We start from the raw sequence: 22,045 nt of genomic DNA on the forward strand, positions 1-22,045 counted from the left end.
GTGTCGCCCGCCCTTTCCCGTGCACTGGTGGTCGGCGGTGGGTTCATCGCGACGGCTGCAGGCCTCCTGGTACTGCTGCCGCTGGACGTGACGGGCGCGCTGCCCGCCGCGCTCGCCGTCGGCGGGGGCCTGGCGGCCGCCCTGGGCGGCTTGCTCGGCAGTGCCTCCGCTTCCGCCCCGGCGCCAACGGGCCCCCGCCGCGAGCCCTCGCTGCTGGCGGATCCGGCCGAACTCGCGCACCTGAAGGAGGAGCTGGCGCAGGCCCGCAAGCTCGAGCGCGAGCTCTCGGAAGCCAAGCACGCGGCCGAGGCGGCGACGATGGCAAAGGGCGAGTTCCTCGCCACCATGAGCCACGAGATCCGCACGCCGCTGAACGGCATCATCCCGCTGCTGGACATCCTGCTGTCCACGCGCCTCAGCGACGACCAGCGCGATTACCTCAACACCGCCCTGCAGTCAGCCCAGCAGCTGCTCCGCATCGTCGACGACATCCTCGACTACTCCAAGCTCGAAGCGAACAAGCTCGAACTGGAAACCGTCGGCATCAACCTGCGCGAGGTGCTCGACGGCGTCATGCGCCTGATGGACACCCCGGCCGACGCGAAGAACCTGCGCCTGTCGATGCAGATCGATCCGGCGGTGCGTCTGGCGATGCGCGGCGATCCGGTGCGGTTGCGGCAGATCCTCACCAACCTGCTCAGCAACGCGATCAAGTTCACCGAGCGCGGCAGCGTTTCGGTGATGGTCAGCCGCCGTGGCGAGACGCGCACCCACCACGAGATCCGCTTCGAAGTCACCGACACGGGCGTCGGCATCGCCCCCGAGGCCGCAGCCCGCCTCTTCAAGGCCTTTTCGCAGGCCGATGCCAGCACCACGCGTACCTTCGGTGGCACCGGCCTCGGCCTCGTCATCTGCAAACGTATTGTCGATCTCATGGGCGGACAGATCGGGGTCGACAGCACGCCTGGCCGTGGCTCGACCTTCTGGTTCCAGGTGCCGCTGCTGAAGGCGGTGGGCGACATGGAGGTCGAGCGTCGTGAACTCGGCGGCTCGCGCGTGCTGCTGGTGACCGCCGATGCCGCCCTCCAACGCAAACTCGCACTCGCCGCCTCGAACTGGGGCGTGACCCTGGTCCACGCCAGCGGTGCGCAGGACGCCCTGTTCAAGCTGCGCGCCGCCGCCCAGCGCTCCGGCAACTGGGCCTTCCACCTCCTGCTTGTGGACCTGGTCAGCGTGCGCACCACGGCGGTGGGCCTGCATCGCAGCATCCTGCGCGAGGACGCACTGGCCAAACTGCAGATCGTCTACCTGAAGGGCGATGAGCCGGCGCCGGCCGACCTCGCCGAGGGCGGGCGTTCGCTGCCGCTGGCGCGCGCCCTTCCAGAGCCCGAGATGCGCCGGCAGCTGGCCAAGATCATGGAGGGCGAGGTCACCGCCAGCCTGCCGGTGAGCACGCTTGCCGATGTCCACATCGACCCGGTGCCTGCGCCGCGGCCGAGCCCCGCAGCGGCCCCGCCAGCTGCCGCGGAGCCGCCGCGTCGCGCTGCCCCCGCCGCAGTGCCGAGTGCGCCGGCGCCGGTGGTCCCGGTCGCCGCGCAGCTCGCGCCCGCCGGCGCCCTGAGCGGTCGCGCCCTGCTGGTCGAAGACAACCCGGTGAACCGCCAGGTCGCGATGCGCATCCTCAGCCTCGCCGGCCTGGAGGTCGATTCCGCCGAGAACGGTCAGGAAGCCCTGGAGCGCCTCAAGCAGGGCCGCTACGCGCTGGTCCTGATGGATTGCCAGATGCCGGTCATGGACGGCTACACGGCGGCGCGCCGGCGCCGCCAGATCGAGGCCGAAGCCGGGCTGCCGCGGCTGCCGATCATCGCGATGACCGCCAACGCCATGATCGGCGATCGCGAGAAGTGCCTCGATGCCGGCATGGACGACTACCTGACCAAGCCGCTCGACCGCGCCAGACTCAATGCGACGCTGGCCGCCTGGCTGGCGCGTTCGCCTTATCGCGACACCGCCAGCCCCAGCCCGGCGCCCGCTGCTGCCGCCCCGCCGCGTCCTGCGGCGCCAGCGGCGGCGGCTGCGCCGGCCACCGGCGCACGCCCAGCAGCTGCGGCGACGCCGAGCTTTGCGACCGCCAGTGGGCCCGCGCTCAACACCGAAGTGGTCGAGGATCTGCGCGAGGTGATGGGGCCCGAGTTCCTGTCGTTGATCCGGGTCTTCCTGGAAGACACCCCGCGCACCCTGGAGCGTCTGCAGGCGGCTGCCGACAGCAGCGATACGCCTACCCTCATCGCCGCGGCCCACTCGCTGAAGTCGACCAGCGCCAACCTGGGGGCACTAGACATGTCTGAACTGGCGCGCCAGATCGAGCACGGCGGCAGGGCCGGCACCCTGAGTCAGCCGCAGGTGCTGGTGGCGCGTCTCGTTGCCGAGTTCCTGCGCGTCGAGAGTGCCCTGCGCGCCCTGCTGTCCTAGCGGTTCGCGCGGGTTGCGCCCGATGCGAAGTGCCGGGCGCATGCGCGGCCGCCTTCGCCGCTGATGGACGTGTCCCCTGAAACACAAGGGCCCGCATGGAGCGGGCCCTTGGATCTCGTCGCTGCCGGCGATCAGCCGCCGAGCTTGGTCTGCAGATAGTTCTGCTCGCCCAGCCGCTGGATCAGGTCGAGCTGGGTCTCGATCCAGTCGATGTGCTCTTCCTCCGACTCAAGGATGTCGGTGAGCAGATCGCGCGAAACGTAATCGCCGACCTGCTCGCAGTGGGCGATGCCGGCCTTGAGATCGGGCACAGCCGCCTGCTCCAGTTTGAGGTCGCACTCCAGCACTTCCTTCGGGTTCTCGCCGATCAGCAGCTTGCCCAGCTGCTGCAGGTTGGGCAGGCCTTCGAGGAACAGGATGCGCTCGATCAGCGTGTCGGCATGCTTCATCTCGTCGATCGACTCGCGGTATTCGTGATCTCCCAGCTCCTTCAGCCCCCAGTTGTGCAGCATGCGGGCGTGCAGGAAGTACTGGTTGATCGCTGTCAGCTCGTTGTAGAGCGCGCGGTTCAGATGCTCGATGACCTTGCTGTCGCCTTTCATGGGGCGTCTCCCGGGTGGGTTGGCCGCCTACTCTAGCGGGGCTGGCTCGCTCAGGGCGAAAGCCCAATCGGAAGCATTCTCACGCCCGGGCGGTCAAGGGGAGGAGCCGGAATCTGCCAGGCGACGCGGCCGGGTCCGCGCCAGGCTGCTGCCAACGGGCAATGGGAGGAAGGACCGTGCGGGGGCCCTCAAACCACCATCGGCAGGACGCTGCGGTGTTCGTCCAGGATCTGCAGCGCGAGCTCCTTGCAGCAACCGCAGCTGCCGCCGCAGCCCGTGGTGGCCGTGAGCTCGTCCAAGCCCTCGACGCCGCTTTGTGCGGCCTCGCGGATCGCCTTGTCGGTGACGCCGTGGCACAGGCAGACGTACATGGCTGGGGCCCGAGCTGGGAACTGGCGCCATTCCAACGCAAATACGAATGAGTGTCAACAACGATTCTTTCGGTGCCCTCAGCGTCCGGCGCCCACCGGAGAGCGACCGCCCAGGCCCGCCGCTTCACGCGCAGCGGCTCGCCGCTCGCGCCGGGGTACAGCGACATCGGCCTCCAGAGTCGGCGGCGCCAGCGGCATCAGCTGCGCACCGCTGGCCCGCTCGGCATAGGGCGCGAGGTGTTTCAGCGCCTGGGCATAGACGCGCCGCTTGAAGCTGACGACGTGCTCCAACGGGTACCAGAAGTCGACCCAGCGCCAGCTGTCGAACTCGGGCGTGTCGTGCGCGTCGAGCCGGACCTCGGACTCCTGCGCCGTCAGCTGCAGCAGGAACCACACCTGCTTCTGGCCGATGCACAGCGGGCGCTTGCCCGGACGCACGCAGCGTCGCGGCAGGCGGTAGCGCAGCCAGCCGGGGGTCGCACCGAGCAGCTCGACGTGGTGGGGCTTCAGGCCCACTTCCTCGTCCAGCTCCCGGTACATCGCCTCCAGCGGGGTTTCATCACTGTTCATGCCGCCCTGCGGGAACTGCCAGCCATCGCGGGTCACCCGACGCGCCCAGAACACCTGGCCGGTGGAGTGCATCAGGATGATGCCGACGTTCGGGCGATAGCCGTCCGGATCAATCACGGAACGGGGCTCCAAACTCAAGATGCCGGGGACTGTGCCACACCGGCAGGAAGCGCCACAACACGCGCGCTTCGACCCACGGCAACTTGAACCCTAGCGCGGGACCGCGGCGAGCCATGGCCCGGCGCCGTCTCCTGTCGCTTGACCACGCGCACCTGCGCGCGCAAAATGCGCGGCCCTCGGGTGGCCTCTGCGCGCTCGATGGCCCGTGGCTATGTAGCTCAGCCGGTTAGAGCACAGCACTCATAATGCTGGGGTCGGTGGTTCGAGTCCACCCATAGCCACCACATACAACCCCGCGAATACGCGGGGTTTTTTGTGCGCGAATGGCGGAGAGCAGAGAAGGCTTACGGCGCAGGCGACAGTCGAAGCAGGCGCGCTCTGGCGCCGTCGGTGAGCACCAGCACGCGTCCTTGGGCATCCACGCGCACATCGCGCAGACGTTCACCGAGATCGCGCAACAGGACTTCTTCCTCCTGCACGCGGCCGTCCGCGTCCAGACGCAGGCGATGCAGGGCGCGTCCCGCCAGCGCGGTCACCAGCAGGTCGTTCTGCCACTGCGCGAAGGCCGAGCCGCGGTAGACGGCGAGCGAGGATGGCGCGATCGACGGCGTCCAGCCGTGCACCGGTGCACGCATGCCGGGGTAGTCGATGAAGGGGCTGATCTGCGCGCCGCTGTAGTCGAGGCCCGCGGTGGTCACCGGCCAGCCGTAGTTCTGGCCGGGCTCGATGCGATTCAGCTCATCGCCGCCGCGCGGGCCGTGTTCATGCGACCACAGGGTCGCCCGCGCAGGATCGAAAGCGATGCCCTGCACGTTGCGGTGGCCCAGGCTGTAGATCTCGGGCAGGGCGTCCTCGCGGCCGACGAAGGGGTTGTCTGCCGGCACGCTGCCGTCAGGGTTCACCCGCACGAGCTTGCCAAGGTGGCTGCGCAGATCCTGCGCCGACTCGCGCAGGCTGAAGCCGTCGCCGAGCGTCAGCACCAGGCTGCCGTCGGCGAGCTGCGCCATGCGTCCGCCGAAGTGCGCGTCGGTGGGCTTGTCGGGGCGGGCGACGAAGATCTCGCGCAGATCGACCAGGCCGGCCTCACCGAGCGTCGCCCGCGCCAGCCGGGTGCCATTGGCGCGACGACTGCCGGCGGCATAGCTCAGGTATACGGCGCGGTTGTCCGCAAAGTCGCGGTCGGGCAGCACCTCCAGCAGGCCGCCTTGGCCGGCGAAGCGGACCTTGGGCAGGCCGGCGAGCGGCGCCGACAGGCCCGCGGGCGTCCACAGCCGCAGGCGCCCCGCACGCTCGCTGACCAACAGGCGGCCATCGGGCAGTTCGGCCACCGAGGAGGGCAGCTCAAGGCCCTCGGCCAGGGTCTCGACGCGCAGTTCGGCGGTCTCCGAGCGTGTCGACGGCGCGAACAGCAGGGCGAGCAGCATCAGCAGACCGGAGCGCATGCGAAGCCTTGTGGACCAGGGAGCGCTCCAGCATAGCGGTGCCGAGGGTGGCCGGCAGGTGCAGGCGCGCGCGCAGGGGCCGAGGCCCGGCGCGCCGATTCACTGGCCGCGCAGCTGCGAGGGGCGGCTGGCCAGGCCGCGCAGCCAGAGCACGGCGAACTCCAGCAATTCGCGCGAATCGCGCAACGCGAGCTTGTCCTTGATCTGTGCGCGGTAGTGCTCGACCGTCTTCACCGACAGGCCCAGTGCGGCCGCGATCTCGCGCGGCGCTTCACCGGCCCCGAGGCGCTGGAACACTTCCATCTCGCGCGCGCTCAGGCCCAGCGTGGCGGGCTGCAGGCGGATGCGGAGTTCGCAGGCGTCGCTGGCGCAGTGGATGGCATGCGGGCGCTCGCAGCCGATCGCCTGCTCCAAGGCAACGCACAGGGTCGACTCATCGAGCCCGTCGCCGATCTGCGCGCAGAAGGCAAGGTGCTCTGGCCGCGGCGGCATGCAGACCTGGGGACCCGGGCCCAACAGCAGCACGCGCGGCAGCAGGGCCGGGGGAATCGCTACCCGGGAGAGCACCCAGGCCTCGGTCAGCAGCAGACGCGGGCGCCGCAGCTGCAGCGCCGGCAACAGCTGGGAAATGTCCTCGACCACCTCCACCTCTGCCTGCGGAAAACGTTCGTCCAGCCAGGCCAGCACTCCACGCCGCAACAGCGGTCGCTGCACGGCAAGCGCAATCCGCGTGGGTGTTTGGAGCTGGCAGGAGGCGCAGGTCATCGCACAATCGTCCGCCGAAGACCGTGCCAGTCTGGACTCGGCGGCGCAGCCCACGCTTGAGATCGATCACATTCGCCTGTTGACCATGGTAGGGAGCCGCACACCGTGAGCTTGATCCTGCGCCCCGCCGAAACCACGGACTCCGAGCGGTTGCTGGCGATCTACCGGCCCTGGGTGGAGGCCCCGGGCCACTGCTTCGAGCTGGAATGTCCCAGCGTCGAGACCTTTGCCGGGCGGATCGCTTCGTCGCGCGCGCGCTGGGACTGGTGGTTGGCGGAAGAGGGAGGCGAGGCCCTCGGCTATGCGTACGGCGGCCCGCATCGAGAGCGCGCTGCATACCGCTACAGTTGCGAGGTCTCGGTCTATCTCGCGCCGGTCGCGCAGGGGCAGGGGCTGGCCCGCGCGCTCTACGGCCGCCTCCTGCCGCGGCTTGCCGCCCGCGGATATTTCAATGCGCTGGCGGTGATCGTCCAGCCCAACCCCCGCAGCCTCGCCTTCCATCAGCGCGAGGGCTTCCGGCCGGTCGGCGTGTTCGAGCGCGCCGGCTACAAGCAGGGCCGCTGGTGGGACGTCGCCTGGCTGCAGAAACGTCTTGCCGAGGGTGAGCCGGCCGCCGAGCCGGGCATACTTGCCCCACCTCCGGCCTGAAGCCCGCCCATGGACTTGCTGCCCCTTCTCGCTGGCTTGGGCCTGTTCATGCTCGGCATGAAGCTGCTGGAAGAGGCCATTTCCGCCCTGGCCGGCGTCACTTTCCGTCGTTTCGTCCGCGATCACGCCAACACTCCGTTTCGCGGCGTTGCCGTCGGCACCGCGGTGACCGCGATCGTGCAGAGCAGCTCGCTTGTCTTACTGCTGGTGCTGGCCTTCGTCGGCGCCGGCATCCTGCCGCTGGCTGGCGCGATCGGAGTCATCCTGGGCGCCAATCTGGGCACCACGACCACCGGCTGGCTGGTCGCCACGCTTGGCCTCAAGCTCGATCTGTCCTCGCTCGCCCTGGCTCTGCTGGGGGTGGGCGGGCTGGGCAGTGTGCTGCTGCCCAAGGGCGCGCGCCTGCGCGAGTTCGCCGCCCTGGTTGTGGCGCTCGGCTTGCTGCTGTTCGGCCTCGACCTGATGAAGCAGGGCGTGGATGAGTTCGCGGCCCAGTTCGATGTCAGTCCATTCGCCAACTTGCCGCTGTGGGCAATGGCCCTGCTCGGCATCGGCGTGACCGCGGTGATCCAGTCCAGTTCGGCGGCGATGATGATCGCGCTCTCAGCCCTTCACGGCGGGGTGCTGGGTCTGGAAGCGGCTGCAGCCTTTGCTGCCGGTACCGGCGTCGGTACCACCGTCACCGCCCTGATCGGTGCCTTCGGTGGCAGTCCCGACAAGAAACGCGTCGCCGCGGCCCACGTCGGTTTCAACCTGTTCAAGGCTTTGCTGGCCCTGCTGCTGATCCAGCCACTGCTGGGCGCGCTGGCCCTCCTGCCGGCACTGGCCGATCCCCTGCTGCGGCTGGTGGCTTTCCACACCAGCTACAACGTGCTCGGCATCGTGCTGGTCTGGCCCCTCATCGGCAGGACTGCGCGCGTCTTGCAGGCGCGCTTCCAGGGCGCTCAACTGCAGGTCAACCGCTACCTGCACGGCGCTGGTCCCGAGGTGCCCGAGGCGGCGGTCGAAGCGGTCGAGAAGGAGGCCCGGCGCGGCCTGTGCATGGCGATCGGCCTCAACCGCTACGCCCTGCGCCTGCACCCGCCCGAGCGCAGCCCTTGGCTGGACGTGGACGCGCGCGACCCGGCCGACGGCAGGCGCAGCTACGGTGATCGCTACGAGCGCCTGAAGCGACTCGAGGGCGAACTCGCCGAGTACGTGCTGGAGCTTGAGACCCGCGAACTGCCGGCCGAGCTGCTGCGGCGTCTGAACGCCCAGCTGCAGGCGGTGCGCGATGCGGTGATCTCGGCCAAGTCGATCAAGGACATCCGCGGCAATCTCGTTGATCTGCGCATGGCTCTGCGCGAGCCGACCGATCGTTGGCTGCAGCGCTTCGAACGGCAGGCCGAGCAGTTCTACCAGCGCCTCGACGGCCTGCAGCCTGACCAGTCCGAAACCAGCACGGTCGAGGCACTCTCGCATCTGCGCAACGAGATCCGCGAGACCCGCGACCGCGTGCTTGCGGACCTCTATCGCAGCGCGGGCCAGCGACAGCTGGACGAGCTGGAGCTGTCGACGCTCTTCAACGTGAATCGCGAGCTGCACTCATCGGCCAAGGCCTTGCTGCGGGCCCTCAACGCCCATCTGCTGGAGCCTGCGAGCCTCGGTGTGGTCGAAGCGGCCTCGGGCTGAGCTTCAGCGCGAATCGGCCTCCGGGACCTGACACGATCGAGCCGGGAGCGCTCACTCGCACGCCTCACGGACGGTGCTCGCGGCCGAGGTAATCCTCGCTCTGCATCTCGATCAGGCGACTGGTCGTGCGCTCGTACTCGTGGCGCAGGCGTTCGCCGACGTAGATTCCAGTGATCGGCACAGCGGCTGCGACCACGAGGTTGACGGCGCGGTCGTAGAACTCGTCGACCAGGTGCACGAAGCGGCGCGCCGCATTGTCGCGGCTCACATCCAGCTGCGGCAGGCCGGACAGCAGCACGGTGTGGAAGTCGCGCGCCAGTTCGATGTAGTCGGCGACCGCGCGCGGGCCTTCGCAGAGCGCGGCGAAGTCGAACCAGGCCACGCCCTCGGCCTGGCGCCGGCAGGGGACCGTCCGCCCATTGATCTCGCAAGGCGCGCCGCCGGGCTCGGCCTCGACCGTCAGGCGCTCGAACAGTGCGTGCAGCTCGGCTTCGGCGCTGTCGTCGTCCGGCACCAGCCAAGTACGGCCCTGGCGCAGATTACGCAGCCGGTAGTCGGTGGCACTGGCGATCTCATGGACCACGCAGTGCGCATTCAGCAGGGCGATCGCCGGCAGGAAGCGTTCGCGTTGCAAGCCGTCGCGATAGAGATTGTCCGGCACCGTATTCGAGGTGGTGACCAGGCACACGCCGCGCGCGATCAGGTGCTGCAGCAGGCGGCCGAGAATCATCGCGTCGCCGATGTCGACCACGAAGAACTCGTCGAGGCAAAGCAGCCGGATCTCGTCGGCCAGGTCTTCGGCGACCTCGGCAAGTGGATCCGAGCGGCCGGGCAGGGCGCGCAGGCGTTCGTGCACCTCGGTCATGAAGCGGTGGAAGTGCACGCGGCGCTTGGCGGCAATCGGCAGCTGCTCGTAGAACAGATCGACCACGAAGGTCTTGCCGCGGCCCACCCCACCCCAGAGGTACAGCCCGCGCGGCGGCGGCGGCCGGCGCCCGCGCAGGCGGTCGAGCAGCCCGGCCTTCGGCGGATCGAGCAGGGCGGCGTGGATGCGCTCCAGCTCGCGCAGGGCGGCGAGCTGAGCCGGGTCCTGCAGCCAACGGCCGGCGGCGGCGCCGTCAAGATAGGCGCGGGTCGGGCCTGTCGGGGCAGCCTGGGCCGGCGCCGCCGCGCTCACGGATTCAGCAGCGGCGGCAGGTTGGCGCGCACGCCGTTCTTGATCGCGCCTCTGAGGTCCATCAGGCGACGGTGGAAGAAGTGTCCGGTCTCGGGCATGCGCACCAAGGTCGGCCTTTCCGGGAGGCTGTCGACCCAGTCGTAGACGGCCTGCGGCTCGACCACGTCGTCCTCTTCGCCCTGCACCACCAGCCAGGGGCAGGTCGGCGGCAGCACGGCCGAGAAATCCCAGCGCCCGGCCGGCGGTGCGATGGAGATCATCTGTCTCACTGGCAGATGGCGGGCGCCGAGCAGGGCCACGTAGCTGCCAAAGGAGAAGCCGCAGAGCCAGAGCGCGTCGTTCGGACGCACCTTGTGCACCCACTCCGCCACCGCCAGCAGGTCGAGCGTTTCGCCGCGGCCGTCGTCGTACTGCCCTTCCGAGGCCCCGACGCCGCGGAAATTGAAGCGCACCGTACGCAGGCCGAGCTCGCGCAGGCTGCGCTCGGCCATGGTCACCACCTTGTTGTGCATGGTTCCGCTGTGCAGCGGATGCGGGTGGCAGAGGATCGCCGTGCCGGCCCGGGCCAGCTCCGGCTCCGGCACATCGGTGACGACTTCGAGTGCGCCGGCCGGGCCGGGCAGGAGCAGTTCGGCGGTGCTGTCCGGAAACTGGGCGGGGGCAGTCACGGCGGTCATCGGCGGATCACGGAGGAAGGGGATCGGGGCGCCTGTCCAAGCGGCTGCGGCGCCCGGATTCTACGCTCAGCTCGCATCGGCACGGGGCTGGCGCAGCACTAGGATCAGGGGGTCGTGGTCCGAGCTGGCCCAGGGTTCGGCGCTGTACCAGTCGGGATTACGGGCGTGGCTGCGGTATTTGAAGGCTTCGCTTTCGTCGGCATTGATCGCCCAGATCCTGGCGTCACGCACCTCGCTGGCCAAGGCCGGACTGGCCAGCGCATGGTCCAGGCTGCCGGCGTAGCCGCGGAAGTTGTAGCTGAACTGGTCCCTGCGTCCGGCCAGTTCCAAAGCATCGCGGTAACCGGCATTGCGCAGCAGGCGCACTGGGTCCTCCTGGCTGTAGGCATTGAGGTCGCCGACGATCAGCCGGCGACCGCCGTCAGCGCCGCCGCTGGGGTCCTTGTCCAGCCACTGCAGCAACTCGCGGGCGGCGGCGACGCGCGCGGCGTTCCAGCAGGCCTGGCCATCGCCAAGATCGCGGTCGCCGCCCTCGGCATTCTCGCAGCCGCCCTTCGACTTCCAGTGGTTCACCACCACCGAGAAGGGAGCACCGCCCGCCAGGGGCTTGAAGGTCTGCAGCAGGGGCACGCGGCTGCCGCGCTCGAAGGCGCCGCCGTACAGCGCTGCCGGCTCGCCGATCGGCTCGACCGCGCCGCTGCGGTAGATCAGTGCCACCCGGATCTGGTCCTCGCCCAGCCCTTCGGCAGTGCGGACGAAGCGGTAGTCGCCCGCGGCCGGATCGCCCGCGGCTTCCGCCATCGCCGCGTTGAGCGCGTCGACCAGCTCGGCGAGCGCGCTGCGCGCACCGTAGCCGTCATTCTCGACCTCGACCAAGCCGGCAACGTCGGCGCGCGCCGTCGACAGCACCTGCACCAGCTTGGCGCGCTGGCGGGCGAGATCCTCGGCGCTGGCGGCACCACGCGGGGTCGGGAAGCCCGCGCCGCGGCCGTTGCCATTGAAGAAATTCTCAAGGTTGAAGCTGGCCACGCGCAGGCCGTCCTGCAGGCTCGGCGGCTGTGGCCTTGGCGCCTGTGCCGTGATCACCAGGTCACGACGCAGCTGCAGGGCCCAGCGGTTGCCGCGCTGTTCCAGCAAGCCCTCGGCGCCGGCCAGGGTGCTGCCGGCACGCAGCGGGGCCGCGTGGGACAGCGGTTCGGGCAGGAACCACAGGCGCTCCGGATACTCGCCGCGGCGGCCATCATCGAGGATCAGGCTGCGGCGGTCCTGCTCCTGGCTGAAGGCGCGGGCCTCGGCACCGGGCGGGAACACATCGGTGACCTGGCGCAGGCGTTCTCCGAAGCTCACTGCGAGTTCGCCGAAACGCAGCAGGCCATCGTTGCCGCTCACCGTCAGCGGCGCCTCGATGCGCAGCCACATGCCCTCATGGCGCTCGTGGTCCGCGGCGCGGGTGGGCGCCTCGCCGATCACCACCGCGGCGGCGGCGCCGCGGCCCAGCACCTCGACCTTGGCCTCGGTCAGGGTGGTCATGGTGGCGCCTTCGGGGCCCAGTTCGCTGACCACGGCGTTCACCCGCACCCGATCGCCGCGGCGCACACGCGGCTCGGACTCACGCGGCCACTGCACGAAGATTCCGTCCGAGGTGGCGGCGTCGCCATCGTCCTCGCCGACCGCGTCCTGCAGGAAAAAGCCGCCCAAGCCACCGAAATTGCCGGTCACCACGCCTTGGATGCGCAGGCGCTGGCCCTCGAAGGGGCTGCGTTCCCCGCTGCCCTGCAGTTCGCCGATCCGGCGCGGGGAGGTGGGGACCTGGGCGCTGTCCTGCGAGGGCGTGCAGGCCGGCAGCAGGGGCAGGGCAAGCAGCAGAGCGAGACGGGAAAGGCGGGGCAGGTTCATCGGCGGCGGGTTCCTGCAGAGACGACGACGCCGCCTCGCGGGCGGCGTCGTGGAAGCGGACGGCTGAGCCGGCGCGGATTACTTCAGGTTGTCGATCATCCAGCGCACCGAGGCCTCGACCTGGGCATCGCTGAGCGCGGGGTTGCCGCCGCGCGCCGGCATGATGCCGGCCGAGCCCTGGTAACCCTCGATCGCGTGCTTGATCAGAATGTCGACCCCCTGCGGCAGGCGGGTGGCCCACGCGGCCTGCTCCAGCTTGGGCGCACCGGCGGCCCCCGAGGTGTGGCAGGCGCCGCACAGCTGGTTGTAGATGAACCCGCCGTCGAGGCTGCCGTCGTAGGCCACCATCGAGGCCGCCGCCTTGGCAGCCGCTTCGGCGGCCGCGGCCATGGCGGCCGCGCCGGTCTCGCCGGCGTAGACCGCACCCACCGGCTGCAGGCGCTCGGCCGTGCGCTGTTCGGCCAGGGTGTTGGGCTCCTTGGGCGCGCTCAGGTACAGGGCGCGGGCGCCGAGGATCAGCACGATCGTCAGCAGCATCAGGGCCGCGATGATCGTGGAGAAGCGCTTCAGGAAGACGAGATCGTGATTGACCACGGGAGCACCTGCGGTTGTCTGTAGACGGCGACGCGGCCGACCCTGCGGGACGGCGCGGAAACCGCGGGAGTATAGCGGCCACCCCGCGGAGGCGGAAGCGCGCATGGCCCCGGGGGCCGGCGGATGACGCGGTATCGCCCAGCCGTTAGGCTGCGGGGCCCATCCCTGCGCCTCTGCCAATGTCCCGCCAGCCGCCTACCCGTCCCCCCAGCAGCGAGCCCGAACGCCGTCGTGTGCGCCGGCAGCGCCTGGGCTGGGGCCTGCTGCTGCTGAGCACGGCGCTGGGCTTCCTCACCTTCACCGATCGCTATCTCAGCCGGATCGCCGGCGGGCGTTCGGCCGACCTGCTGCGGGTGCTGTTCGAGGAAATGTCCGGCGCCTGGGCCGCGGCCCTGCTGGTGCCGCTGATGGTGATGCTGGCGCGGCGCTTTGCCGTGCACGGCCGCGACTGGCTGAAGCATCTCGGCTTGCATGTGGGCTTCGCCTTCGCCGTGGGCGCGGCGCATACCGCCCTGTCGGCCCTGTTGCGCACCCTGCTGGTCGATCTGCCCGGATTCTCGGACCAAAGCTACGTTCCCGACTTGCAGCGCGTGCTGTTGGCCCTGCCGAACCAGCTGATCGTCTATGCGCTGGTCATTGCCATCACCCATCAGATCGACCGCTACCGTGCTGCCCGCAACCGCGAGCTGGAAGCCGAGCGCCTGCGCGCCAGCCTGACCGAGGCACAGCTCGAAGCACTGCGCCGGCAGCTGGAGCCGCACTTCCTGTTCACCACCTTGAATGCCGTCAGTGAGCTGATCTACAGCCGTCCCTCTGCCGCCGAGGAGATGATCCGACGGCTGTCGGCGCTGATGAAGCACGCCTTTGCGCCGGCGCGCGAGCACGAGGCCACGCTGGCCGAGGAGCTGCGCGTGCTGGATCTCTACCTCGACATCATGCGCCTGCGTTTCGCCGAGCGCCTGTTCGTGCAGATCGACGTCCCCGAGGCGCTGCGCGGAATGCGCGTTCCGCGCCTGCTGCTGCAGCCGCTGCTGGATGCCGCCCTGCGGCGCAGCGACGAGCCCGAGCAGACCCTGGTCGCGGTAAAGCTCATCGCCCGCGAGATCGAGGGCAAGCTGCGGCTCACCGTGGTCGACCAATCGGCCTGCAGCGCCGAGCCCGAGAGCGATATCGGCCTCGCCAACGCCGCCGAGCGCATCCGCCGCCTGTACGGCGAGGGCTATGGCCTGCGACGCAGACGCGAGCCCGAGGGCAGCGCGATCGACGTCGACCTGCCCCTGCAGCCGGGCAGCGCGACCGTCACCGGCCGACAGCGCGCCATCGGCCTGGTCTGAGCCCGGCATCGCGGCGCGGGCGCTGTCCTCGCTTTGGCCCGGGCTTGGCACCCGCTGAGCGCAGACGCGATCATGCGTGACCCCGATCACGCTGCCGGATGCCCATGACCGCCATGTCCACCGACCTGCACGTCCTGATCCTCGCCGCCGGCGAGGGCAAACGCATGCGCTCGCGCCGGCCCAAGGTGCTGATGCCGGTGGCCGGCCGGCCGATGCTGGCGCATGTGATCGAGGCCGCGCGCCGCCTCGAACCCGCGCGCATCCACATCGTCTACGGACACGCTGGCGAGCAGGTGCGGGCGGCCTTCGCCGATCAGGCGAACCTGTCCTGGATCGAGCAGAGCGAACGCCGCGGCACCGGCCACGCCGTGCAGCAGGCTCTGCCGGTGCTGCCCGCCGAAGGGCGCGTGCTGGTGCTGTATGGCGACGTGCCGCTGATCCGCAGTGAAACCCTGCGCGCGCTGCTGGCCGCTCCGACCGCGCTGGCCGTGCTCGGTGCCCAACTCGACGACCCGAGCGGCTACGGCCGCCTGATCCTCGACGCCGAAGGTCGCGTCGAGGCCATCGTCGAGCACAAGGACGCCAGCGAGGCCCAGCGCGCGGTGCGCTGGATCAATACCGGCCTGATCGCCTGCGACGCCGCGCGCCTGCGCGGCTGGCTCGCCGAAATCCGCGCCGACAACGCCCAGGGCGAGTACTACCTGACCGACATCTTCGCGCTGGCCGCCCGCGACGGCGAACGCGCCGCCTGCGTCGAAGTGGCGGATGCCAGCGAGAGCTTCGGCGCCAACGATCCGCTGCAGCTCAGCGAGCTCGAAGCGCTCTACCGGCGTCGCGAGGCGCGCGCGCTGATGCAGGCCGGCGTGCGGCTCGCCGATCCCGCGCGTATCGACGTGCGCGGCCGCGTCCTTGCCGGGATGGATGTGGAAATCGACATCGACGTGGTGCTTGAAGGCGCGGTCGAACTCGGTGACGAAGTGCAGGTCGGTCCGTTCTGCCGCATTCGCAACTCCACGCTCGCCGCCGGCACCGTGATCCAGGGCCACTGCGAGCTCGACGGCGTGGTCACCGAAGGCCCCTGCACGATCGGCCCCTTCGCCCGCCTGCGCCCGGGCACCCGGCTCGCCGCCGGCGTGCACATCGGCAACTTCGTCGAGACCAAGAACGCCACGCTCGGTGAGGGCAGCAAGGCCAACCACCTGAGCTACCTCGGCGATGCCGTGATCGGCGCCAGGGTGAACATTGGCGCCGGTACCATCACCTGCAATTACGACGGTGCGAACAAGCACCGCACCACGATCGAGGACGGCGCTTTCATCGGCAGCAACTCCGCCCTGGTCGCTCCGGTCACCGTCGGCGCCGGCGCCACCTTGGGCGCGGGAAGCACGCTGACCCGCGACGCGCCCGCCGGCCAGCTCACCGTGGCGCGGGCGCGGCAGCAGTCCTTCGCGGATTGGAAGCGGCCTTCCAAGCGCCGGGATTAGGCGGAGAGCCGGGATTGGGGATTCGTAGAGCGCGCTGGTGGTGATCTCTTGGCCTGCGCTCCGGCCTGAGCCCAACGACTGCAGCGCGGAGTTCCCTGCTGCCAAAGGGCCGGGATTGGCGTTCGGGGTTCGCGGAGCGCGCTCGCGGTGATCTTCCCGGTTGCGCTATCGCCTGAGTCCAAGGACGTCAGCCTTGGGCTGTCCGCCCGCCGTGTCCGCCGGGACTCATGCACGCTCAGTGAGCGCAGGCGCCGCTTCAGCCCCTCTCCCCTGGCGGGAGAGGGGTTGGGGAGAGGGGGCGGGACCTCGCGCAGCCTTTACCCCTCTCCCCCTGCCCCTCTCCCACAAGGGGAGAGGGGAGACAGCCTCGGGTCGCGACTACGCCCGGATGCCGCGGGCCGCGCGCGCTACGAATCCCCAATCCCCAATCCCTAATCCCCGCCCTTCGCAAACCGCAGCCCGAAGAAGTTGCCCTCGTTCCAGCGCGGCCGCTGGGCCTCGTCGGCGACGCGCTGGGCCACCACCTGGTTGAGGCGCGCGAGACGTGCAGCGCTGGGGTAGTGGATGGGCTGCTTGGCATCGTCGTTGGGCTGGTGGTAACGCTCCCGCAGGAAGTCATCGAGCTGGTCGAGCGCGTCGACCGAGGCGTCGCGGGCGACCACGCCACCGTCCATGTAGACCGCCGGGATGCCCTGGCGGATGAAGGCGTACTGGTCGCTGCGCACGAACACCACTTCCTCGGGCTTGGGGTCCGGCGAGAGCTCGATGCCGAGCTCGCCGGCGGCCTGTTTGACGATCGGTGCCAGCGAGCTGTTCTCGACGCCGATCGGGATCACGTCGCGCAGGTCGGTGAGCATGACCGGCATGTCCATGTTGACGTTGGCGATCAGGCCGTCCTTCGACACGGTCGGCCAGCGCGCGAAGTACTCCGCACCCAGCAGGCCCTTCTCCTCGGCGGTCAGCGCGATGAACAGCTGCGAGCGCTTCGGTCGTGGCGCGGCCATGGCCTGGCGCGCGGCCTCCATCAGGATGGCGCTGCCCAGCGCATTGTCGAAGGCGCCGTTGTAAATGTTGTCGCCGTCCACCGGCGCGCCGATGCCGACGTGGTCGAGGTGCGCGGTCAGCACCACGTGTTCGTCGGCGAGCTGCGGATCGCTGCCGGGCAGGCGGCCGACCACGTTGACGCTGTCGACGTTCTGCTGCCGGGTCTGTCCGGCCATGCGCACGCGCCAGGGCAGCTCGAAGCCGACCAGCTCGCCGCGATCAAGCCGGGCGAACACCTCCTCGGCCGGCATCGGCGCGCCGGCAAACAGGCGCTCGGCGACATGGGCGCCCATGGATGCGGTGGCCGTCAACTCGGGGAAACTGTCGACCGCCTTGCCGTCCGGCCCGCGCAGGCGCATGGCCGGCACCAGCCAGTTGCGGGCGCCCCGCGCCCACGGCGATTTCGACTCGCGCTCGGGATCGCCGAGGGTGATGACACCCACCGCACCGCGCTGGACGAAGCCGGCATTCTTGACCAGGCCCGAGCTGTAGTAGGCGCGCTGGTCGTTGGGGAAGCGCTCTGGCGCGCCGCTGAGCACCACCACCACCTTGCCGCGGACATCGAGGCCACGGAAATCGTCGTGCTCGAACTCGGGCGCAGCAACGCCCTGGCCGACAAAGACCAGCGGCGCCTCCAGCGAATGGGTGTTGGCGTTGAAGTTCACGCCCGGAAGGAAATCGGCCTGGAACTCGAAGCGCTCGCTGCGGCCGGCGTTGTCGCCGATGCCCTCGAGCACCAGTTCGGCGGCGCCGGGCACGCGCTGGGCCTCGATCAGCGGCACGCGCTGGAAGTAGCTGCCGTCGTCGCCGCCCGGTTCGAGGCCGAGACGACGGTATTCGGCGGCGACGTAGTGGGCGGCGATGTCATAGCCGCGGGTGCCGGCGGCGCGTCCCTCCAGCAGGTCGTCGGCGAGGAAGCGCAGATCCGCCTCGATCCGGCGCGCCGCGCCGTTCTCGTCGAAGCTCGGTGGCGCGACGCTGTGCGGCGCTTGCGTGCAGCCGGCCAGCGCCAGCGCGAGCGCGGCGGCAAGGGCGAAGGGGCGGGCGGTGCGCGGCATGCGAATCTCCAAGGCTGTGCGGATCAGCCGGCTACTTTGGCGACTGCCGCGCGGGCGGTAAGGGCCGAAGGTCATTGGGCCAGGCCTTCCGGCATGCGGCTTGCTTAACCGCTGCCACCGTTCGTGACCGCAGGCCCGCCATGCGCCTTGCCCGACCCGCCTCGCGCCTTCACCGCCCGCAACCGGTGCGCGCCTGTGCGGGTCCGGCGACAGCGAGGTTCGAGGGCGCTGCGTTGATGGCCACCCTGCTGGTGCTGCCACTGACCGCCCTGGCCACGGACCCCGCGCTGCCCGACTGGACCCTGAGCGACCTGTCGCTCGGCGCAGGCCTGCTGCTTCTGTTCGGCCTGCTGCTCGGGCGCCGGCGCGCGCATCGCGCCATGCAGCAGGCACTGGAGGATGGGCGGCTGGCACAGCAGAGCCTGCGCGAGCTGCTGGACAAGGCGCCAGCGGCGATCTGGCGTACCGATACCCGGGGCCGGCTGGTATTCGCCAATCGCCGCCTGTGCGAGGCCCTCGGCCGCACGGAGGACGAACTGAAAGCGCTGCCGCGCTTCCGCGACGCCTTCGAGCCGGCCGCCGCCGCACGCATGGCGGGGCGCGAGGCGCAGGCGCTGGCGCGCGAGGAGCCGGTGTTCGGGCAGGAGACGCGCGAGGACGCGCAAGGACGCCGCCGCCACTTCGATGTGGTCAAGGTGCGCGTGCTCGATGCCGCCGGCCGCGCCGAGGGGGTGGTGACCATCGCCACCGAGGTGACCGAGCAGCGCGAGGCCGAGGCGCGCCTGCAGCAGCGCTATGCGCTGGAGCGCGAGCTGCTGCAGATCTCGCGCGGTCTGATGTCGGCGGATCACGCCGAGGTCGACACGGCGATCCGGCGTGCCTTGGCCCTGGTCGGGCAGTCGGCCGGCGCGGATCGCAGCCATCTGTTCCTCTTGCACGAGGCGGGCAGGCGCGCCGACAACACCCACGAGTGGTGCGCCGCTGGCGTCGAGCCGCAGATCGCCCGCCTGCAGGACTGCGACATCGACGCCGCCTGGCCCTGGGCGACCGCGCAGCTGCGCCGCGGCCATCGGGTCGAAATTGCCGACGGCGAGGCTCTGCCGCCGGAGGCCGCGGCCGATCGCGCGAGCATGGCGGCGCAGGATATTCGCGCCATCGTGCTGCTGCCCATGCTGGCCGGCGGCGAACTGGCGGCCTTTGTCGGCCTCGACTGCGCGCGCGAGCGCCCGCGCTGGAGCGAGGCCGAGATTGGCCTGCTGCAGGTGGTCGGCGAACTGCTCAGCCAGGCCCTGCTGCGCACTCGCGCCGAGCGCCAGCGCCAGTCCGCGCTGGACGAACTGCATGCGCTGTTCAACGCCATTCCCGACCTGATCTTCGTGCTCGACCGCCACGGTCGCTTCCTCGACTTCAAGGGCGGTGAGCTTGGCCTGCTGATGATGGCGCCGGGGGAGTTTCTCGGCCGCAGGCTGGAGGAGGTGCTGCCGCCCGAGCTCGCGACCCAGACCCGCCAGGCCCTCGCCGAGGTGCTGGGCGGCGGCTCGGCGCGCTTCGACTACCGTGTGCCGGTCGGCGCCCAGCTCTGCGACTTCGAGCTGCGCCTGGTCGGCCTGGCCGATGGCCGGGCGCTGTCGATTTCGCGCGACATCACCGCCCGCAAGCGCTTCGAGCGCGCCCTGGCCGACAGCGAGCAGCGCTTCCGCGAACTGCTGGAGGCTCTGCCGAGCATCGCCGTGCAGGGCTACGACCGAGAGCTCAAGGTCACCTTCTGGAATGCCGGCAGCGAGCGGCTCTACGGCTATCCACGCGAACAGGCCTTGGGACAGCGGCTGACCGAACTGATCATCCCGCCGCCCTTCCGCGGCCTGGTCGAGCAGCGTACTGCCGAGTGGTTCGCCGGCGGCGAAGTGGCCCCGCCCGAGGAGCTGCGCCTGCTGCGCGCCGACGGCGAAGAGGTGGTGGTGCTGTCGAGTCACGCCATGCAGATCAAGGCTGACGGCAGTCGCGAACTGTTCTGTCTCGACATCGACCTGGGCCCGCTGCGCCGCGCCGAGGAGCAGCTGCGGCTGGCGGCCAGCGTGTTCACCCACACCCAGGAGGGCGTGCTGATCACCGATCCGCAGGGGCGCATCGTCGAGGTCAACCAGGCGTTCACCGAGATTACCGGCTACCCCCGCGAGGCAGTGATCGGGCAGACGCCCGCGCTGCTGAAGTCCGGTCGGCACGATCAGGATCTATACGCGCAGATGTGGCGCAGTCTGGTCGAGCAGGGCCATTGGGTCGGCGAGATCTGGAACCGGCGCCGCAACGGCGAAGCCTATGCCGAGTACCTCAAGATCAACGCCGTGCGCGATGACGCCGGCAGGGTGCTGAACTACGTCGGCCTGTTCGCCGACATCACCGCGCAGAAGACCTACCAGCAGCACCTGGAGCGGATCGCCCACTTCGATTCGCTGACCGGCCTGCCCAACCGCGTGCTGCTGGCCGATCGCCTGCGCCAGGCGATGGCGCATGCGCGGCGCCAGCAGATGCAGGTGGCGGTGGCCTATATCGACCTCGACGGCTTCAAGGCGATCAACGACCACCATGGACACGACATCGGTGACCGCTTTCTCTGCGCGGTCGGCGAGCGCATGCGCCAGCAACTGCGCGAATGGGACACGGTGGCGCGGATCGGCGGCGACGAATTCGTGGTTCTGCTGGTCAACCTGCCCGAGGGCGGCCCACTGCAGGAGCTTCTGGAGCGCCTGCAGCGCGCGCTCTCCGAGCCGCTGCAGCTGGAGTCGCTGCAGCTGCCAGTCGCCGCCAGCATCGGCGTCAGCCTGTATCCACAGGACGAAGAGCTCGAGGCCGAGCAGCTGCTGCGCCAGGCCGACCAGGCGATGTACCAGGCCAAGCACGGCGGCAAGGGTCATGTGCGCTACTTCGACGCCGCCCTCGATGCCAGCAACCGCAGCCGCCAGCAACTGCTGCAGCGGCTGCGCGAGGCGCTGGACGCCGGCGAGCTGGTGCTGTTCTACCAGCCGCGTTTCGAGCTGCGCTCGGGCCACGTCCTCGGCATGGAAGCGCTGATGCGCTGGCAGCATCCGCAGCGCGGCCTGCTGCCGCCGGATGCCTTCCTGCCGTTCAGCGAGGGCGAGGAGCTTGGCCTTGCCCTGGGCGAATGGGCACTGCGCCAGGCGCTGAGCGACCTTTCAGGCTGGCAGCAGCAGGGCCTGGATCTCGGCGTCAGCGTGAACATCGCACCGCGCCACCTGCTGAGCCCCGGCTTCGTCGAGCGCCTGCAGGCCCTGTTGGCTGCCTTCCCGCAGCTGGAGTACGGCAGCCTGACGCTGGAGGTGCTGGAGAGCAGTCTGCTCGACGACATCGACCGCGCGACTTCGGTGATCGCCCGCTGCCGCGAATTCGGCGTGGGCTGCGCCCTTGATGACTTCGGCACCGGCTATTCCTCGCTGGCCTACCTCAAGCACCTGCCCTTCAGCGAGCTCAAGATCGACCGCAGCTTCGTCCGCGACATGCTGGCCGACCCCGAGGACCTCGCGATCATCCAGGGCATCGTCGGGCTGGCGCGGGCCTTCCGCCTGCGTCTGGTCGCCGAGGGCGTGGAGACCGGCGAGCATGCCCGTGCCCTGCTGCACGTGGGTTGCACCCAGGCCCAGGGCTATGGCATCGCCCGGCCGATGCCGGCGGCGGAGGTGGTGCCCTGGCTGCGCGGCTGGCGGCCGGATCCGGAGTGGGTGCACGTCAGAGAGCTGCCCGCCGGCGGCCACATGGCGATGTTCGTACAGGCCGCGCACCGGGGCTGGCTGCAGCAGCTGGGCGACTGGCTTGACGGCGTCGACAGCGGCGGACCGCCGCCGGCGCGTCCGGCACGGGGTTTCGGTCGTTGGCTGGCGGATCTGCCGCCCGACCTGCGCGAGGGCGCAGCAGCGCGGCAGGTCTGGCTGGACTATCAGGCCTTGCACCAGCACTTCGATGCCGCGGTCGCCGCCCATGCCGCCGGCGGTATCGCGGCCGCACGAGGCAGACGCGAATCCCTGCTGGCCAGCGGCCAGCGCTTCATCGAGGGCCTGGAACATCTGGTGGTGGCGCTGGCCGAGGGCGGTTCCGGCCGCGCCTGAGC

At 70.2% G+C, this 22,045-nt stretch carries 16 protein-coding genes and 1 tRNA gene; 7 read left to right on the forward strand and 10 right to left on the reverse strand.

What is annotated here, in order from left to right; genetic code table 11:
* Positions 1-2,472, forward strand: a complete 2,472-nt coding sequence (locus BLP83_RS10535; protein WP_245680013.1) for an ATP-binding protein — start codon at positions 1-3, stop codon at positions 2,470-2,472.
* A 131-nt stretch (positions 2,473-2,603) separates the two neighbouring features.
* Here the strand turns inward: BLP83_RS10535 and bfr are convergent, their stop codons facing one another.
* The 3 genes from bfr to BLP83_RS10550 form a co-directional block, all read right to left on the reverse strand.
* Entirely contained in the window at positions 2,604-3,074 is a 471-nt protein-coding gene (gene bfr, locus BLP83_RS10540; RefSeq protein WP_091242320.1) for a bacterioferritin, read from the reverse strand.
* A 188-nt stretch (positions 3,075-3,262) separates the two neighbouring features.
* A complete protein-coding gene (locus tag BLP83_RS10545) occupies positions 3,263-3,445 on the reverse strand; it encodes a (2Fe-2S)-binding protein (RefSeq protein ID WP_091242323.1) in 183 nt (60 codons plus the stop codon).
* Positions 3,446-3,523: 78 nt separating this feature from the next.
* On the reverse strand, positions 3,524-4,132 hold the full coding sequence (locus tag BLP83_RS10550) for an RNA pyrophosphohydrolase (RefSeq protein ID WP_091242554.1): 609 nt from the start codon (positions 4,130-4,132) through the stop codon (positions 3,524-3,526).
* Positions 4,133-4,342: 210 nt separating this feature from the next.
* On the opposite strand from BLP83_RS10550, the gene BLP83_RS10555 reads away from it, so the two are divergent.
* Positions 4,343-4,419 (forward strand) — tRNA-Met (locus BLP83_RS10555).
* A 60-nt stretch (positions 4,420-4,479) separates the two neighbouring features.
* On the opposite strand, the gene BLP83_RS10560 is transcribed toward BLP83_RS10555, so the two are convergent.
* The gene (locus BLP83_RS10560) at positions 4,480-5,577 is read right to left on the reverse strand and encodes a PQQ-dependent sugar dehydrogenase (protein WP_091242326.1); all 1,098 of its coding nucleotides are present in this window, start codon (positions 5,575-5,577) and stop codon (positions 4,480-4,482) included.
* A 99-nt stretch (positions 5,578-5,676) separates the two neighbouring features.
* Positions 5,677-6,291, reverse strand: a complete 615-nt coding sequence (locus tag BLP83_RS10565; protein ID WP_176764127.1) for a helix-turn-helix transcriptional regulator — start codon at positions 6,289-6,291, stop codon at positions 5,677-5,679.
* Between the two features lie 156 nt (positions 6,292-6,447).
* On the opposite strand from BLP83_RS10565, the gene BLP83_RS10570 reads away from it, so the two are divergent.
* Together BLP83_RS10570 and BLP83_RS10575 are read left to right on the forward strand one after the other, a co-directional pair.
* Positions 6,448-6,990 carry a GNAT family N-acetyltransferase gene (locus BLP83_RS10570; protein ID WP_091242330.1) on the forward strand — a complete coding sequence of 181 codons (543 nt, stop codon included), beginning with the start codon at positions 6,448-6,450 and terminating at the stop codon, positions 6,988-6,990.
* Positions 6,991-6,999: 9 nt separating this feature from the next.
* Entirely contained in the window at positions 7,000-8,661 is a 1,662-nt protein-coding gene (locus tag BLP83_RS10575) for a Na/Pi symporter (RefSeq protein WP_091242333.1), read from the forward strand.
* A gap of 64 nt (positions 8,662-8,725) precedes the next feature.
* On the opposite strand, the gene zapE is transcribed toward BLP83_RS10575, so the two are convergent.
* The 4 genes from zapE to BLP83_RS10595 all read right to left on the reverse strand — a co-directional run bounded on the left by zapE (position 8,726) and on the right by BLP83_RS10595 (position 13,005).
* A complete protein-coding gene (gene zapE, locus BLP83_RS10580) occupies positions 8,726-9,838 on the reverse strand; it encodes a cell division protein ZapE (RefSeq protein WP_091242336.1) in 1,113 nt (370 codons plus the stop codon).
* Complete coding sequence (locus BLP83_RS10585) at positions 9,835-10,506, reverse strand: alpha/beta hydrolase (protein ID WP_091242556.1); 672 nt, start codon at positions 10,504-10,506, stop codon at positions 9,835-9,837. Before BLP83_RS10585 ends, zapE begins: the two co-directional genes overlap by 4 nt.
* 75 nt (positions 10,507-10,581) lie before the next feature.
* Complete coding sequence (locus BLP83_RS10590) at positions 10,582-12,411, reverse strand: ExeM/NucH family extracellular endonuclease (RefSeq protein ID WP_091242339.1); 1,830 nt, start codon at positions 12,409-12,411, stop codon at positions 10,582-10,584.
* A gap of 78 nt (positions 12,412-12,489) precedes the next feature.
* Positions 12,490-13,005 carry a c-type cytochrome gene (locus BLP83_RS10595; protein WP_091242342.1) on the reverse strand — a complete coding sequence of 172 codons (516 nt, stop codon included), beginning with the start codon at positions 13,003-13,005 and terminating at the stop codon, positions 12,490-12,492.
* A 179-nt stretch (positions 13,006-13,184) separates the two neighbouring features.
* Between BLP83_RS10595 and BLP83_RS10600 the strand changes: the two genes are divergently transcribed.
* Positions 13,185-14,339 (forward strand): sensor histidine kinase, encoded by a 1,155-nt coding sequence (locus BLP83_RS10600; RefSeq protein WP_091242346.1) that lies wholly within the window; start codon positions 13,185-13,187, stop codon positions 14,337-14,339.
* Between the two features lie 113 nt (positions 14,340-14,452).
* Positions 14,453-15,823, forward strand: a complete 1,371-nt coding sequence (gene glmU, locus BLP83_RS10605) for a bifunctional UDP-N-acetylglucosamine diphosphorylase/glucosamine-1-phosphate N-acetyltransferase GlmU (RefSeq protein ID WP_091242559.1) — start codon at positions 14,453-14,455, stop codon at positions 15,821-15,823.
* Positions 15,824-16,254: 431 nt separating this feature from the next.
* Here glmU and BLP83_RS10610 read toward each other — a convergent pair whose 3' ends face one another.
* A complete protein-coding gene (locus BLP83_RS10610) occupies positions 16,255-17,925 on the reverse strand; it encodes a M28 family metallopeptidase (protein ID WP_176764130.1) in 1,671 nt (556 codons plus the stop codon).
* A gap of 236 nt (positions 17,926-18,161) precedes the next feature.
* Here BLP83_RS10610 and BLP83_RS10615 point away from each other — a divergent pair, with 236 nt between their 5' ends.
* Positions 18,162-22,043 (forward strand): bifunctional diguanylate cyclase/phosphodiesterase, encoded by a 3,882-nt coding sequence (locus BLP83_RS10615; RefSeq protein WP_176764131.1) that lies wholly within the window; start codon positions 18,162-18,164, stop codon positions 22,041-22,043.
* The last annotated feature ends 2 nt before the right edge of the window (positions 22,044-22,045 follow it).

This window comes from Aquimonas voraii, assembly GCF_900101825.1.
Lineage (GTDB): Bacteria > Pseudomonadota > Gammaproteobacteria > Xanthomonadales > Xanthomonadaceae > Aquimonas > Aquimonas voraii.